This is a genomic window from Melissospora conviva (genome assembly GCF_049523535.1).
In the GTDB taxonomy this organism is placed as follows: Bacteria; Actinomycetota; Actinomycetes; order Mycobacteriales; family Micromonosporaceae; genus Melissospora; species Melissospora conviva.
This window is the reverse complement of record NZ_JBLLDT010000001.1, coordinates 1,007,322-1,022,119: the sequence shown is the minus strand read 5'-3', so window position 1 is coordinate 1,022,119 and position 14,798 is coordinate 1,007,322. Positions and strand designations below refer to the sequence as shown.

The following is a 14,798-nucleotide window of genomic DNA, read 5'->3' as shown; positions in this document are numbered from 1 at the left end:
CCCCCGACCGCACCGGAGCCGCCCCGTGAACACGACGCTGCCCCCACAGCGCACCAGCGCCTGGAGCACCCTGCGACCCTGGCTCGGCACCCTGCTGCGGCTCGGGCTCGCCGCCGTCTGGATCTACGCCGGTGCGAGCAAGCTCGGCGACCTCGCCGCCTCCGGCCGCTCCGTCAACGCCTACGAACTCCTGCCGTACGACCTCGCGATGGCCGTCGGCGCGGCGCTGCCCTTTATCGAGATCGCCCTCGGCCTGCTGCTGCTCGCCGGCTTCGCGACGCGCTTCGCCGCCGGCGCCTCGGCGCTGCTGCTGGTCGTCTTCATCGTCGGCATCGCCTCGGCCTGGGCACGGGGCCTCAACATCGACTGCGGCTGCTTCGGCGAGGGCGGCGCGATCACCGACGGGCGTGATCCCGGCTATTTCGGGGAGATCCTGCGCGACGTCGGCTTCCTCGCCATGGCCGGCTTCCTGCTGATCTGGCCGTACACCGCACTGTCGGTCGACCGCGCCCTCGACGGCGCGCACCGGATGGAGGACACCGATGAGTAGCCGCAAGGACAAGAAGAGCGCGACCCGGGTCGTACGGGAGCAGATGGCGCGTGAACGCCGCCGCAAGCGCACCCTCTGGACGTCGCTCGCCGCGGTCGTGGTGCTGGTGATCGCCGGCGCGATCGGCGTCGCAGTCTGGTCGGACCAGAAGGGCGACTCCGGCGGGGACTTCACCGCACCGCAGGGCGCGAACGCCGCCGGCAGCGGCATCGTCACCGGAAGCGGACCGGTGAAGGTCGACGTCTACGAGGACTTCATGTGCCCGGCCTGTGCCCGGTTCAAGGCCACCGGCTCGCAGACCCTCCAGCAGCTCGCCGCCGAGGGCAAGGCCGAGGTGATCTACCACCCTGTCGCCTACCTGAACCGCTACTCCGACACCGAGTACTCCACCCGGGCAGCAGCCGCCGCCGGCTGCGCCGCCAACGACGGGAAGTACGTCGAGTACGCCGGGGCGCTCTTCGCCCAGCAGCCCGCCCAGGGCAGCGCCGGCCTCAGCAACGACCAGCTCATCGACATCGGCGCCTCGGTGGGGCTCGACCGCGACAAGTTCGGCCGCTGCGTGCGCGAGGGCACCTACCGCGACTGGACCCGGCACGTCACCGACGAGGCCAGCCAGGCCGGGGTCAACTCCATCCCGACCGTGACCGTCGACGGCGAGGAGCTCGACGACATCAGCCCGGCGGCGATCTCCGCCGCGGTCGAGGAGGCGAGCAGGTGAGTTCCGGCCTGCGCCGGTTCGGCCTGGTCTGCGCCGGCGTCGTCGCCGCCGTGCTGGCCGTCGGCGCGCCCGCGGCGGCGCACGGCGCGGACGCGCCCGACGCCAGCGACTACCGCACCGAGGTGACCGGGCTCAGCCCGGCGACGCCGGGAGTGACCGTACGCCCCATCGAGGCCGGCGCCCGGCTGGAACTGCGCAACGACACCGGCGCCACCATCACCGTCCTGGGCTACTCCGGAGAGCCGTACCTGCAGGTCCGCCCGGACGGCGTCTACGAGAACGTCAACTCGCCGGCGACGTACCTGAACGAGACCCTCGCCGGGGATGTGCTGCCGCCGGCCAACGCCGACCCGGCGGCCGCCCCCGAGTGGCGGCGCACCGGCGGCGAGCCGGTGGCCCGCTGGCACGACCAGCGGGCCCAGTGGCGCGGGGCGGATCCGCCACCCGCCGCCCGGGCCGACCCGGGCGGGCCGCACCGCGTGCTGGACTGGACGGTGCCGCTGCACGACGACAGCGGCGCCCTCGTCGAGGTCCGGGGCACGGTCGACTGGCAGCCGCCACCGGACGCGTACCTGTGGTGGGCGGGGATCGGCATCGTCGCGCTGCTGGTGGGGGCCGCCGGACTCACCCCGGTCGCCTCGGCCGCCGGAGACCGGGCGCTGACCGCGCTGGGGGCGCTGGCGCTCGTCGCCGGCGGCGCCGCGCTGGTCTTCTCGGTACTCAAACAGCTCGACGCCGGCGCCCGCGGCGTCGGCGGGCTGACGCTCGGCCTGCTCGGCGGCACCACCTGGCCGGTGCTGACCGGCCTCGCCGCGCTCGCCGCCGGGGCGTACGCCCTCGCCCGGCGCTCGGCGGCGGACTTCGCGCTGGCGCTCGCCGGCGCCTGCGTGGCGCTCTTCGCCGGTGTCGCGAACGTGGAGGTGCTCAGCCGCGCCGTCGCCCCCACCGTCGGCGACCCGCAGGTGGCGCGCCTCGCGGTCGCGGCGGTCATCGCCATCGGCGCCGGACTCACGCTGGCCGGCGTGTGGCGGCTGCGCACCGGCGACATTGCAGCGGCCCAGCCGGCGGGTGACGCCGCGGCGGCCCAGCCCGTGGGCAACGCCGGAGTGGCCCAGCCCGTGGGCGATGCCGCGGCGGGGACGGATCAGCCGGTGGCGAGGCCCGGGGCGAAGCCGTAAGGCAGCTCCAGCCGGTGCCGGGCCAGCACCTCGGCGTCGGCGAGAAGCTCACGGGTGCCGGCGTCGGCTACGACGCGCCCCTCGTCGAGGATCACCGCCCGCTCGCAGAGCTCCAGCGCGTACGGCAGGTCGTGGGTTACCAGCAGCAGCGTCACCGGCAGCGCACGCAGGATCTCGGCCAGCTCGCGGCGGGCCGCCGGGTCGAGATTCGACGACGGCTCGTCGAGCACCAGGACCTGCGGGCGCATCGCCAGCACCGTCGCCACCGCCACCCGGCGGCGCTGACCGAACGAGAGATGGTGCGGGGAACGGTCGGCGTGCGCGGACATCCCGACCGCGGCCAGCGCCTGCGCCACCCGCTCCCGCAGCTGCGCCCCGCGCAGCCCCAGGTTCGCCGGCCCGAACGCCACATCCTCGGCGACGGTCGGCAGGAAGAGCTGGTCGTCGGGGTCCTGGAAGACGATCCCCACCCGCCGGCGGACCTCGGCCAGCGTCGCCCGGTCGCCGCGGACCGGCAGACCGCCCACGGACACGTCCCCGGAGGCGGCGGCGAGGATTCCGTTGAGGTGCAGCACCAGGGTCGTCTTGCCGGCGCCGTTGGGCCCGAGCAGCGCCACCCGCTCGCCCGGGGCGACGGTCAGTGTGACCCCGCGCAGTGCCGGGTGCCCGTCCGGGTAGGCGTAGTGCAGGTCGCGTACGGCCAGCGCGGCAACGGTCTCCACCGGCGCAATCATGTCAGCACGAGCGCCGCCGCGGCGACACCCGCGGCGACCACCGGCACCGTCGCCGCAGCCGCCCACTGGGCTGCCGTCGCCCCGCCGGTCTCGCGCCACACCGCCGGCATCCGGCCGTCGTAGCCGCGGGCGAGCATCGCCAGGTAGACCCGCTCGCCCCGCTCGAAGGCCCGCAGGAAGAGCGCGCCGATGCCCGCGGCGAAGCCGCGCAGCTGCCAGAAGAAGCGCGGATCGTCACCGCGGGAGAGCCGGGCCACCCGCATCCGGCGGGACTCGCCGATCAGCACGTCCAGGTAGCGCAGCATGAACGTCGCGATCTGGGTCAGGATCTGCGGGCAACGCAGCCGGTCCAGCCCGAGCAGCAGGTCCCGGGTGCTGGTGGTCGCCGCCAGCAGCAGCGACGCCAGCACCCCGAGGGTGCCCTTGGCGAGGATGTTCCAGCCGCCGTAGAGGCCCTCGACGGCCAGCGACATGCCGAGCCACTGCACCCGCTCGCCGGCGGCGAGCAGCGGCAACGCGAACGCGAAAGCCACGAACGGCAACTCGATCAGCGCCCGGCTCAGCAGCCATCCCGGCCCCACCCGGGCCAGCGCCGCCACCAGCACCACCAGCAGGGCGTACGCGCCGAACGCCCAGAACGCCTCGCGGGGCGTGGCGACCACCGCGAAGGTGAAGAGCACCATCGCGACGATCTTCGCCTCGGGTGGGAGCCGGTGCACCGGGCTGGCCGTGTCCCGGTAGAGCACGTGGCCGTGGCCTGCGCCCAACGCTCAGCCCTTGAGCCCGGCGGCGGTGGCCCGGGCCGTGCCGGCGACCTCGCCGTCAGGACGACCGCCGTCGCGGGGGCGGACCAGCCGGAAGAGGCCACCGCCGACGGCGAAGGTGAGCAGCACCCCGGCGACACCGGAGAGCCCGGTGGAGAGGAAGTCGTTGCCGATGCCGCGGATGCCGTAGTCGGCCAGTGGGCTGTCGCCGAGTTCGTGCTCGCGGGCGGCCTGCGCCGGGCAGGAGCCGCCGATGACGTTCTCCTCGGCGTCGAAGACGCAGCCGTCGCGCAACGAGGAGTCCAGTCCGTCCGGGTGTGAGGAGGCGAAGTTGCTGACGACGCCGGCCAGGAGGAGCGCGACGAGGAGACCACCGAGAACGAAACCCCAGTGCTGCTTGCTCATCGGGCACCTTCGGTGACGGGCACCGGCACGGCCGGAGCGGTGAGCGGACGCCCGCGCAGGGCGTGGACCAGGTCGGGCCGGACCTTGGCGACGGTGACAACGGTGGTCGCGGTGATGAGCCCCTCGCCGATGCCGATCAGCACGTGCGAGCCGGCCATCGTGGCGGTCAGCGCGCCGAAGCCGGCGCCCAGGTCGGTGGTTCCGCCGAGCCGGTACTGCGCCACGAAACCCATCGCGGCGACCAGCACGCTGAGGACCGAGGCGACGAAGGCGGTCACCGCCAGACCACCTGCCGTGCGGGGCACCACCCGCAGCAGGAGGGCGATGAGCCCGTACGCCACGGCGGTGCCGAGGATCGCCATGTTGGTGATGTTCAGGCCGAGCATGGCGACGCCGCCGTCACCGAAGACCAGCGCCTGCACCACCAGGACGACGGCGACACAGAGCGCCCCGACCCAGGGCCCGACCAGCATCGCGGCGAGCGCGCCGCCGAGCAGGTGGCCGCTGACCCCGGCGGTGAAGATCGGGAAGTTGAGCATCTGGACGGCGAAGATGAAGGCGGCCACCAGGCCGGCCATCGGCGCCAGCCGGTCGTTGAGGCCCTGACGGGCGCGGAGCAGGCAGCCGGCGAGCGCGCCCACGGCGAAGACTGCGAAAGCAGCGGCCACGGGACCGTTGATGATCCCGTTGGAGATGTGCATCGCCACGGTTTCCACGTGATCTCCTGTCGGCGCGGAGGCGGGCGCTCACACGCCGCATCAGACTATTCACTTTCGGTCCTTGTTGCCATGAGTTTGCAACTGTTGGTTTGCGGCAGTTTCCGGCTCCGCAGCTCGGTTCACCGCCTGCGGCGCCCGCGCCCCCAACGCCCGCACGCCCCGAACCGCACACCGCTGCCCCGGCGGTAGGGTCGCCGGTATGACCGCAGCTGCCCGCCTCACCGCCGGCGATCCCGCGCCGGACTTCACCCTCGCCACCGACACCGGCCAGACGCTCACCCTCAGCGAGCTGCGCGGCCGCAAGGTGATCCTCTACGTCTACCCGGCCGCGATGACCCCGGGCTGCACCAAGCAGGCCTGCGACTTCCGCGACTCGCTCGCCTCCCTGCAGGCCGCCGGGTACGAGGTCGTCGGCATCTCCCCCGACAAGCCGGAGAAGCTCGCGAAGTTCCGCGAGCGCGACGCGATCACCTTCCCGCTCGTCTCCGACCCCGACAAGGCGGTGCTGACCGCGTACGGGGCGTTCGGCGAGAAGCAGCTCTACGGCAAGACCGTGACCGGGGTGATCCGCTCGACCTTCGTCATCGACGCCGACGGGAAGATCGAGAAGGCGCTCTACAACGTCCGGGCCACCGGGCACGTCGCTAAGCTCCGCCGCGACCTCGGCCTGGACTGACGCTCGGCGCCGGGCGAGACGGGATGAGTCGGGGCCGCCTGTCCCGGCTCGATGCACTCGGGACGTCACACCTAGTCGATACCGTGCGCCGGTGGTCAGATACCGGTACACCGCGGAAGCGCTGGCGGAGGCGGTCGCGCAGTCACGGAACATGGCCGAGGTGATGCGCCTGCTCGGGGTCCGCATCAGCGGCGGGTCCCACGCGCACCTCAGTCGCCGGATCAAGCACCTCGGCATCGACACCTCACACTTCACCGGCCGCGTCCACAACCGCGGCCGGTCAGGCCCCCGGACGCCGGTGCCGCAGCGGCTGGTCAAACTGCCGCCGGACTCCCGCCGGGTGCCGGGCACCACCCTCAAACACGCCCTGCGCATGATCGGGCTGCCTGACAAGTGCGAGAAGTGCGGTGTGGGCGCCACCTGGCAGGGGAGGCCATTGACGCTGCACGTGGATCACATCAACGGGGACTTTCTCGACAACCGCCCGGTGAACCTGCGCCTGCTCTGCCCGAACTGCCACAGCCAGACCGCCACGTACGCCGGCAACCGGAGGGGTCCGACGGTCGCACCGGACGTGGATTACGATGCGGAGGCTGTAACCCCCACCGGCTTTCCGATCGGCCGGCGCCTCCCGGGTCGCACCACCTGGTCATGGAAGGTACGGGTCTACAACTTCAAGGGGCCGTAGCCCAACGGCAGAGGCATGCGGTTTAGGTCCGCACCAGTGCGGGTTCGAATCCCGCCGGCCCTACCAGTGGATCCAGAGGCGCGCCCTGATTGCGCTGTCTCGCGCGTCACGATCGCGAGCAGCATGGGTGGCGCTTCGGCGAGCATGGCAGCCGTGAGCCTGCGTTTCGTTCTCGACCCGGAACTCTCCCCTCGGCTGCGCGAGCAGCTCGTCGACCTCTGGGTGGAGGTCACCAACGCCGGCGGGGCGGTGGGTTTCGTCCCGCCGGTCACCGCCGCGCAGGTGCGCCCGATGGCGGAGGCGACCTTCGCCGGGATCGCCGACGGTCCGGACCGGCTGCTGCTCGGCTACGCGGGCGAGCGCCCGATCGCGATGCTGATCTTCCGCGACAACCGGTTCCACCTGAAGCCGCACTGGTGCACTCTGATCCGGGTGATGGTCCACCCGGAGGCTCAGGGCCACGGCTACGGCGCGGAGATTATGCGGGAGGCCGAGCGGCTGGCGCCCACCCTGGGTTTCGAGGCGCTGCACCTGACGGTGCGGGGCGGCCTCGGGCTGGAGGAGTTCTACAAGCGTCTCGGCTACCGGGAGATCGGCCGGCTCCCGGGCGCGCTGCGGGTGGCCCCCGACGACGACCGGGACGAGGTGCTGATGTGGCGAGCGGTCGACATGTCAAGCGAATGAGTCCTTGACCCGTCCCGTCCGTGGTCGCCGCAGAGTTGCCCACCGGCCCATACTGAGAAGCGTGTGGATGTCGCGGTGGAGCCTTCGGTGAGCACAACCGGCCCGGCAACCCCGCGTCCGGTGGTGCTGATGTTGCCGTTCGCGGGAAGCTGGATCGTCGAGAACAGTCCGGCCCGCCGGGTCCCCAGTCACGGCACCGACGCCTTCGGCACGAGCCACGCCATCGACTTCGTGGCGGTCCGGGCGGGAAGGACAGCGCCGGTACGGGACTGGCGCACCGCGCTGACGGTGGAGCCGGTGCAGCGGTTCTACGCCTTCGATCAGGCGGTCTTCGCCCCAGCCGGCGGACGTGTCGTGTCCGCTCAGGACGGGGTGCCGGACCTGGCTGCCCGGCGCTCGCCGTTCGCCCGCATCGGGTACGCGCTGACTCAGGCAGCCCGGGCACGACAGGGTGCACGGGGACTGGCCGGCAATCACGTCGTCATCGAGCTGGCCGCAGGCCGCGGGTACCTCGTGGTGGCGCACCTGCGCTGTGGCACGGTGGCGGTGCGACCGGGTGAGTCGGTGGTGGCCGGGCAGCCGCTGGGCCGGTGCGGCAACTCGGGTAATTCGACCCAGCCGCATGTGCATGTCCAGGTCATGGATGACGTCGATCCGTTCGCCGCCACCGGGGTGCCGATCCTCTTCGCGCGCTACCGTGTCCACCGCCGCGACGGCGCCGACGAGTTCGTGGCGGAGGGCTTGCCGGACACCGGCGACATCGTCGAGCCGGCCGGCCCCGCAGACGGTTAGCCCGGCCGACCGAGTGGCCGGCGCAGGCGACGAGCAGCGCCGTTGCGTAGAGGCGGGTGGCGCAGCTCAGTCGGGCGCTTCGAGCGGGTCGCCGACAGCGAGCGTTCCTGGGCCGAGTGGGACCAGGTGCAGTCCGAACCGGGCCTTGCCGTCGACGGTGTGCCGCTGGGCCAGGGTGCGCAGCGGTTCCCGTCCCCGCACGCCACTGGCCTGGTCGACGGTGGTGACGACGCAGCGCCCGCACGACCCCGCGGCCCGGAAGCGCACCTGGCCGATACGCAGCCGCCGGCCGGCCCACTCCTCCTCGACCCACGGCCGGTCCGTGTCGGCGACCAGGTTCGGGCGGAAGCGCGTCATCGGCACGGCCGCGGCCTGCTCCTGGGCCAGCCAGCCGTTGAGCGCGTCCAGTGACGCCTGGTTCGCCAGCAGCAGCGGGTACTCGTCGGCGAAGCTGACCTGGTCACCGGTGTCGTAGGGACGGTCACCGGGGGCGAGGTGCCGGGCGGGCTGCCCCAGCCAGACCAGCCGGACCGGCCGGCCCAAGAGGGCGGTGAGCCAGTTGTCGGCCTCGGCTGTGACGGGCAGCGCCGGCACCGGCAGGCGGTTGCGGAAGACGCGTACCGGGATCGGGGTGACGTCGGCGGGCTCGGCGAGTGCGGGGCCGTCACCGTCGGCGGACCGCAGGGTGAGCCGGCCGGGGGACGCGGTCGCTTCCAGAGTGGCCAGGACCGGCAACTCGCGCTGGGTGAGGCCGACGCCGTCGCCGTCGATCAGCATCCACCGCCGGTCACCGGCGAGCCCCCACGGCCGCACCTCGGCCCGGTCCCGTGCGACGTCGCGCGCCCCCTTGACCGGGTACGTGTGGATCGAGACCAGCCTCATCCGGCGACCTGCTGCAGCGCCGGTCCACGCTCGGCGCGCGGGTTCGGCTTCTTGCGGCTGCCGCGGCGGCGTACGGCGAAGATGGCGCCCAGGATCACGTGCACGGTGATCGTGACGAAGACCAGCGTGGTCGCGTGCGAGCCCAGGGTCGCGGTCTGCGGGAAGATGAACAGCAGCTGACCGCCGAAGCAGAGGAGGAGGTTCGCGTAGCCGAACCACACGTGGAACTTCCGCAGCCGCGAGCCGGACTTCGCCAGCCCGAAGACGGAGATGGCGAAGTGGGCGTGAAGCACCATCAGCACCAGCCAGGCGCCCTGTGACGCGCTCGCCACGTCGTACTGGAGGGCGCTGACCGGAAGTTTGTCCGCCGGGTCCATGGTGCCGAACATCGGGATGAAGGTCATCAGCGAGCCGAAGAAGAAGACCGGCCAGGCGATCCAGCCGACCTGCTGGGCGCGCCGGGAGACGACCGCCCTGCGTACCCGGGTGGAGCTGGCGTGGACGGAGAGCGCCGACAGGATGCCGGCCATCAGCACCAGTTCGCCGAGGTTGCCGAGCACGGGGAAGAAACCGGCAAGACCGGCGACCATGGCCATCACCGAGGAGGCGACGACCAGGTTGAGGGCACGCGACTCGATCCAGAGCTGGGCGCCCGCGACGATGAGCGCGAGCCCGGTGAGGATGGCCGTCAGCGGCGGCCCGGCGGGCGCGTTGTCGTTGGCGTAGCGCAGGGTGTCCTGCCACTGCTCGGGCGCGAGTGCGAGGTGGACGATGTCGTGGTTGACGCCGTACGCGACCAGGGCGGCGGTGATCAGGCCGACGCTGACGGCGGCCGGGGTGCGCAGGGTCCACGCCACCTGCTGCCGGCGCAGCAGCACGAATCCCCACACGATGAGCAGCGGGGTGAGCAGGGCGTGGCCGATGAACCTCGGGGCGTTCAGGTCCGAGAGCAGCTCACCCTCGCCGATCCAGCGACCGAGGCCGAGTACCGCGTTCTCGTACGCCAGCAGTCCGGTCAGGACGAGCGGGATCAGGTCGGCGAGCTGGCGTCGGGTCACCAGGGCGCGGACGAACAGTCCGAAGAGCACGAGCTGGCCGAGGGCGATGAGCAGGAACAACGTCGAGAACACGAACGCCTCCGGGGGTGAGACGGGAAGATCAAGTGAAGCTATCCATGTTTCGTGATCCGCGTCACCCCCGTCCCGGCTACTGAACCGGGATCTACCCGGGAAGGGTCAGGTCGAGCCTCCTCACCAGGCGACGCCGATGCCGTCGCCGGGGTACCAGTGCCGGGCCGGTGTCTCGCGGTAGGCGAGGAATCGGCGGCCGGTCTTCTCGGCGTACTCGGCGAGCACGTTCGTGGCGGTGACGTTGTCGGTGAGCAGCAGCGCGCCCGGGGCGAGTTTCGCCTCGACCGCGGCGAATTCGCGCCGTTCGTGGGCCCGGCTGTGGTCACTGTCGTGCAGGAAGAGGTCAACCGGCCGGTCGAGGGCCTCGATCGAGGCGATGGAGTCGCCGATGACCAGGTCGACGACCTGGGACCAGGGTTCGCTGCGGGCGAGGTAGCCGGCTTCGGGGTTGATGTCCAGGGAGGTGACCCGGCCGGGGTGGCCTTCGGCGGCGTTGCGCAGCAGGGCGGCGGCGATGACGCAGCTGCCGAGTCCCTTGTCGACGCCGGTCTCGACGACGTGGGCGGGGCGGGTGGCGCGCACGATGGCGTACCAGCCGATGCGGCGGGCGTAGCGGACCTGCTTGTCGGCGAGGCCGCGGCGGGCGGCGCCGGCGGTGGTCTGCTCGATGTGACGGCGCAGCGTCTCGTCGCCTTCGATCTCGTCGAAGTACGCGCGGACCTGACCGACCGGCACGTCGCAGATGACGCTGACGAACCAGGCGAGGTGGCTGCGGCTGAGTTTGGTCAGGTCGTAGGTGTAGTTGTGGTGTTCGCGGGAGGTGACCAGCCAGCGGGCCGAGGTGCGCATGATCCGGCCGTTGTGCCGGCCGACCCGGGCGAGCCGCTTGGGGAAGGCGGCGACGGGGGCGAGCGGGGTACGGGCGATCGCCCGGCGGAGGCTGGTGACGTCCATCGGCAGTTTGTACCACCTGAACGGCTTTTTTCGATGGCCGGGCGGGCACCGTTTTTCCGGTGTTCGCCGGGTGGATGCCGGACCATTGCTGCTGAATGAACTTATGCATAGGCTGACGACGTGAATGACGGCCGTACGCCGGACGACTCCCCCGCCCGGGACCTGCTGGACCTCTTCGGCGAGATCCGGCTGACCCCGACGCAGCGGCGGATCGCCCAGAGCCTGGTCCGGCACGCCGCCTCGGCGCCGTACCTGTCGGCGGTCGAGGTCGCCGAACTGGCCGGCGTCAGCCAGCCCTCGGTCACCCGCTTCGCCGTCGCGCTCGGCTACGACGGCTATCCGGCGCTGCGCCGCCGGCTGCGCGAGATCACCACCGCCGCCGTGCCCACCGGCGGGGACGGCGACAACGCGCTGCAACGCGCGGTGCACGCCGAGCGGGCCAACCTGGCGCACCTGGCCGAGGCGCTGACCGACCTCAAACAGGTGACCGCCGCCGGGGAGCTGCTCGCCGCCAGCCGCCCGCTGCCGGTGCTGGGCCTGCGCGCCGCCGCGCCGCTCGCGGCGTACTTCGCCTTCTTCGCCGCCAAGGTCCACCCCGACGTGCGGGTGCTGGACTCCGGCGGCAGCCTCCTGACCGACCGGCTCGAACAGGCCCGCGCCGCCGGGGCGAGCGCCCTGCTGGCGATCGTGCTGCCCCGCTATCCGCGGGAGTCCCTGGCGGCGCTGCGCACCGCCCGCGAGATCGGCCTGCCGGTGGTGGCGATCACCGACTCGCCGGTCAGCCCCGCCGCCGAACACGCCGAGATCGTCCTGCCGGCCGCGGTCGGCACCCGGCTCGTCTTCGACCTGCACACCGCCCCGATGGCGTTGACGATGGTGCTGCTGCAGGCCGTCTGCGACGCCGCTCCCGCCGAGACGCAGCGCCGGCTGGAGGAGTTCGAGTCCGCAGCCGCCCGCCGCCAGCTCTTCGTCTGAATCCGGCCCCGGCCGGGATAGGAGTTCCCATGCAGCAGCCCGTCCGCGCCGCGCACGGCAGCGCGCTCACCGCCCGCGGCTGGCCGCAGGAGGCCGCCCTGCGGATGCTGATGAACAACCTCGACCCGGCCGTCGCCGAGCGCCCCGAGGATCTGATCGTCTACGGCGGCACCGGGCGCGCCGCCCGGGACTGGCCCTCGTACCACGCGCTGGTGCGCACCCTGACCACCCTCGGCGACGACGAGACGATGCTGGTCCAGTCGGGACGTCCGGTCGGGGTGCTGCGCACCCACGAGTGGGCGCCGCGGGTGCTGCTGGCCAACTCCAACCTGGTCGGCGACTGGGCGACCTGGCCGGAGTTCCGCCGGCTGGAGCAGCTCGGCCTGACCATGTACGGCCAGATGACCGCCGGCTCCTGGATCTACATCGGCACCCAGGGCATCCTGCAGGGCACGTACGAGACCTTCGCCGCGGTCGCCGCCAAGCTCGCCGGCGCCCGCGGCGGGGAGCATCTCGGCGGGGAGAGCCTGGCCGGCACGCTGACGCTCACGGCCGGCTGCGGCGGGATGGGGGGCGCGCAGCCGCTGGCGGTCACCATGAACGGCGGGGCCTGCCTGATCGTCGACGTCGACGCCGCCCGCCTGCACCGCCGGGTCCGCGAGCGCTACCTCGACGAGGTCGCCGACGACCTGGACGACGCCGTTGCCCGGGTGCTCGCCGCCCGGCGCGAGCGGCGGGCGCTCTCGGTCGGCGTCGCCGGCAACGCCGCCACCGTCTTCCCGGAGCTGCTGCGCCGCGGCGTGGAGATCGACATCGTCACCGACCAGACCAGCGCCCACGACCCCCTGTCGTACGTGCCGGAGGGCATCGAGGTCGCCGACGCGGCTGATTACGCGCGGCGGGCCCCCGAGGAGTACACCGAACGGGCCCGGGCGTCGATGGCGAAGCACGTCGAGGCGATGGTCGGTTTCCTGGACGCCGGCGCGGAGGTCTTCGACTACGGCAACTCGATCCGCGGCGAGGCGCAGCTCGGCGGCTACGCCCGGGCGTTCGACTTCCCCGGTTTCGTCCCGGCCTACATCCGGCCGCTCTTCTGCGAGGGCAAGGGCCCGTTCCGCTGGGCGGCGCTCTCCGGCGACCCGGCGGACATCGTCGCCACCGACCGGGCGATCCTGGAGCTCTTCGGCGACAACGAGCCGCTGGCCCGCTGGATCCGGCTCGCCGGCGAGCGAGTCGCCTTCCAGGGGCTGCCGGCCCGGATCTGCTGGCTGGGCTACGGCGAGCGGGAGGCCGCCGGGGTCCGGTTCAACGAGATGGTCGCCGCCGGGGAGCTGTCGGCGCCGGTGGTGATCGGCCGGGACCATCTCGACTGCGGCAGCGTCGCCAGTCCGTACCGGGAGACGGAGTCCATGCTGGATGGCTCGGACGCGATCGCGGACTGGCCGTTGCTCAACGCCCTGGTCAACACCGCAAGCGGCGCTTCCTGGGTCTCCATCCACCACGGCGGCGGAGTCGGCATGGGCCGGTCGCTGCACGCCGGGCAGGTCTGTGTGGCCGACGGCTCGGTGCTGGCCGGGCAGAAGATCGAGCGGGTACTCGCCAACGACCCGGCGATGGGGGTGCTGCGGCACGTCGACGCCGGCTACGACGACGCGGCCGCGGTGGCCGGAGCAACCGGCCTGCGCATCCCGATGAGCGAGCACTGAGGAGCCTGATGTCAAGCGACGACTTCCGCGCGCTCTGGGACCAGATCGTGCCGATCGGGCGCGACGAGCGGACCGGCGGCTACCTGCGCTACGCCTTCTCCGAGCCGGAGCTGCGGCTGCGGGACTGGTTCACCGCGCAGGCGCGGGCCCGGGACATGCCGGTGGAGGCCGACGGCAACGGCAACCTCTTCGCCTGGTGGGGCGACCCGCTCGCCGGCGGGGCGGTGCTGACCGGCAGCCACTTCGACTCGGTGCCCCAGGGCGGCGGGTACGACGGCCCGCTCGGCATCGTCAGCGCCTTCGCGGCCGTCGACGAGCTGCGTGCCCGGGGTGTCGTGCCGGCCCGGCCGATCGCGGTCGCGGCCTTCGTCGAGGAGGAGGGGGCGCGCTTCGGCGTACCGTGTCTGGGGTCCCGGCTGCTGACCGGGGCGATCACGCCGGCGCACGCGGCGGCGTTGACCGACCGGGACGGGGTGAGCTTCGCCGCCGCGCTCGGCGCCGAGCCGGCGGGTGCCCGGCCGGAGCTGCTGGGGCGCTTCACCGCCTTCGTGGAGCTGCACGTCGAGCAGGGGCTGGCCCTGGCCGACCTCGATTCGCCGGTGGCGGTGGCGAACCTGATCTGGCCGCACGGCCGGTGGCGGTTCGAGTTCACCGGCGAGGCGAACCACGCCGGCACCACCCCGATGACGGCCCGCCGCGATCCGATGCTGACCTTCGCCTTCACCGTGCTGGCGGCGAACAAGGAGGCCCGCCGGCTCGGCGCGCACGCCACGATGGCCCGGGTCCGGGTGGCGCCGAACGCCACCAACGCCATCCCCTCCAGCGTGGTCGGCTGGCTCGACGCCCGCGCGGCCGAGGAGGCGACCGTCACCGAACTGGTCGAGGCGGTACGCGCCAAGGCGGCCGAACGGGCCCGGCGCGACGGCACCCTGCTGGCGGTGACCGCCGAGTCGGTGACCCCGCCGGTCGGCTTCGACGCGGCCCTGGGCGAGCGGCTGCGTACCCTGCTGCGCTGCCCGCTGCTGCCGACCGCCGCCGGGCACGACGCCGGGGTGCTCGCCGCGCACCTGCCGACGGCGATGCTCTTCGTGCGCAACCCGACCGGGGTGTCGCACGCCCCCGCCGAGGGTGCCAACGATGAGGACTGTGCCGCCGGAGTCCGCGCCCTCGCCGACGTGCTGGCGGGGCTGACCGGTCCCGCCCAGCCGACCGCATCGGCACAACCGGCCCAGCCGATCGCGCC

General features: G+C 72.9%; 16 protein-coding genes, 1 tRNA gene and 1 pseudogene. 11 read left to right on the top strand and 7 right to left on the bottom strand.

Annotation, left to right across the window (positions count from 1 at the left end):
* Window positions 1-25 precede the first annotated feature (25 nt).
* From ACK8GG_RS05050 to ACK8GG_RS05040, 3 genes are read left to right on the top strand one after another with little or no spacing between them, the layout of a single operon-like run.
* Window positions 26-550 carry a MauE/DoxX family redox-associated membrane protein gene (locus tag ACK8GG_RS05050; RefSeq protein WP_440355655.1) on the top strand — a complete coding sequence of 175 codons (525 nt, stop codon included), beginning with the start codon at window positions 26-28 and terminating at the stop codon, window positions 548-550.
* A complete protein-coding gene (locus ACK8GG_RS05045) occupies window positions 543-1,268 on the top strand; it encodes a DsbA family protein (protein ID WP_440355654.1) in 726 nt (241 codons plus the stop codon). The genes ACK8GG_RS05050 and ACK8GG_RS05045 overlap by 8 nt, the downstream gene beginning before the upstream one ends.
* Window positions 1,265-2,446 (top strand): hypothetical protein, encoded by a 1,182-nt coding sequence (locus ACK8GG_RS05040; RefSeq protein ID WP_440355653.1) that lies wholly within the window; start codon window positions 1,265-1,267, stop codon window positions 2,444-2,446. Before ACK8GG_RS05045 ends, ACK8GG_RS05040 begins: the two co-directional genes overlap by 4 nt.
* On the opposite strand, the gene ACK8GG_RS05035 is transcribed toward ACK8GG_RS05040, so the two are convergent.
* The 4 genes from ACK8GG_RS05035 to ACK8GG_RS05020 are packed head-to-tail and all read right to left on the bottom strand — an operon-like array spanning window position 2,413 to window position 5,065.
* Window positions 2,413-3,168, bottom strand: a complete 756-nt coding sequence (locus ACK8GG_RS05035) for an energy-coupling factor ABC transporter ATP-binding protein (protein ID WP_440355652.1) — start codon at window positions 3,166-3,168, stop codon at window positions 2,413-2,415. The two genes, ACK8GG_RS05040 and ACK8GG_RS05035, sit on opposite strands and share 34 nt — an antisense overlap.
* Before the next feature lie 8 nt (window positions 3,169-3,176).
* On the bottom strand, window positions 3,177-3,947 hold the full coding sequence (cbiQ, locus tag ACK8GG_RS05030; RefSeq protein ID WP_440355651.1) for a cobalt ECF transporter T component CbiQ: 771 nt from the start codon (window positions 3,945-3,947) through the stop codon (window positions 3,177-3,179).
* A 3-nt stretch (window positions 3,948-3,950) separates the two neighbouring features.
* Window positions 3,951-4,349, bottom strand: a complete 399-nt coding sequence (locus tag ACK8GG_RS05025) for a PDGLE domain-containing protein (protein WP_440355650.1) — start codon at window positions 4,347-4,349, stop codon at window positions 3,951-3,953.
* Entirely contained in the window at window positions 4,346-5,065 is a 720-nt protein-coding gene (locus ACK8GG_RS05020) for an energy-coupling factor ABC transporter permease (protein ID WP_440355649.1), read from the bottom strand. The genes ACK8GG_RS05025 and ACK8GG_RS05020 overlap by 4 nt, the downstream gene beginning before the upstream one ends.
* A 202-nt stretch (window positions 5,066-5,267) precedes the next feature.
* Between ACK8GG_RS05020 and bcp the strand changes: the two genes are divergently transcribed.
* From bcp to ACK8GG_RS04995, 5 genes are all read left to right on the top strand, one after another.
* Window positions 5,268-5,744 carry a thioredoxin-dependent thiol peroxidase gene (gene bcp, locus ACK8GG_RS05015; protein ID WP_440347994.1) on the top strand — a complete coding sequence of 159 codons (477 nt, stop codon included), beginning with the start codon at window positions 5,268-5,270 and terminating at the stop codon, window positions 5,742-5,744.
* 91 nt (window positions 5,745-5,835) lie between these two features.
* A complete protein-coding gene (locus ACK8GG_RS05010; protein WP_440355648.1) occupies window positions 5,836-6,432 on the top strand; it encodes an HNH endonuclease signature motif containing protein in 597 nt (198 codons plus the stop codon).
* Window positions 6,423-6,498: transfer RNA gene (locus ACK8GG_RS05005), tRNA-Leu, on the top strand. Before ACK8GG_RS05010 ends, ACK8GG_RS05005 begins: the two co-directional genes overlap by 10 nt.
* Window positions 6,499-6,585: 87 nt before the next feature.
* Window positions 6,586-7,116, top strand: coding sequence for a GNAT family N-acetyltransferase (locus tag ACK8GG_RS05000; RefSeq protein WP_440355647.1), 531 nt, complete (start codon window positions 6,586-6,588; stop codon window positions 7,114-7,116).
* 87 nt (window positions 7,117-7,203) lie between these two features.
* A complete protein-coding gene (locus ACK8GG_RS04995; protein WP_440347997.1) occupies window positions 7,204-7,908 on the top strand; it encodes a peptidoglycan DD-metalloendopeptidase family protein in 705 nt (234 codons plus the stop codon).
* Between the two features lie 66 nt (window positions 7,909-7,974).
* Here ACK8GG_RS04995 and ACK8GG_RS04990 read toward each other — a convergent pair whose 3' ends face one another.
* From ACK8GG_RS04990 to ACK8GG_RS04980, 3 genes are all read right to left on the bottom strand, one after another.
* Window positions 7,975-8,790 carry an MOSC domain-containing protein gene (locus tag ACK8GG_RS04990; RefSeq protein WP_440355646.1) on the bottom strand — a complete coding sequence of 272 codons (816 nt, stop codon included), beginning with the start codon at window positions 8,788-8,790 and terminating at the stop codon, window positions 7,975-7,977.
* Window positions 8,787-9,920 (bottom strand): hypothetical protein, encoded by a 1,134-nt coding sequence (locus ACK8GG_RS04985; RefSeq protein WP_440353932.1) that lies wholly within the window; start codon window positions 9,918-9,920, stop codon window positions 8,787-8,789. Before ACK8GG_RS04985 ends, ACK8GG_RS04990 begins: the two co-directional genes overlap by 4 nt.
* Before the next feature lie 120 nt (window positions 9,921-10,040).
* Window positions 10,041-10,874, bottom strand: a complete 834-nt coding sequence (locus ACK8GG_RS04980) for a class I SAM-dependent methyltransferase (protein ID WP_440348000.1) — start codon at window positions 10,872-10,874, stop codon at window positions 10,041-10,043.
* 120 nt (window positions 10,875-10,994) lie between these two features.
* Between ACK8GG_RS04980 and ACK8GG_RS04975 the strand changes: the two genes are divergently transcribed.
* From ACK8GG_RS04975 to ACK8GG_RS04965, 3 genes and pseudogenes are all read left to right on the top strand, one after another.
* Entirely contained in the window at window positions 10,995-11,849 is an 855-nt protein-coding gene (locus ACK8GG_RS04975) for a MurR/RpiR family transcriptional regulator (protein WP_440348001.1), read from the top strand.
* Between the two features lie 29 nt (window positions 11,850-11,878).
* Entirely contained in the window at window positions 11,879-13,555 is a 1,677-nt protein-coding gene (hutU, locus tag ACK8GG_RS04970) for a urocanate hydratase (protein ID WP_440355645.1), read from the top strand.
* A gap of 8 nt (window positions 13,556-13,563) precedes the next feature.
* Window positions 13,564-14,748, top strand: a pseudogene (locus ACK8GG_RS04965) (allantoate amidohydrolase); the annotation flags it as partial.
* Window positions 14,749-14,798 lie beyond the last annotated feature (50 nt).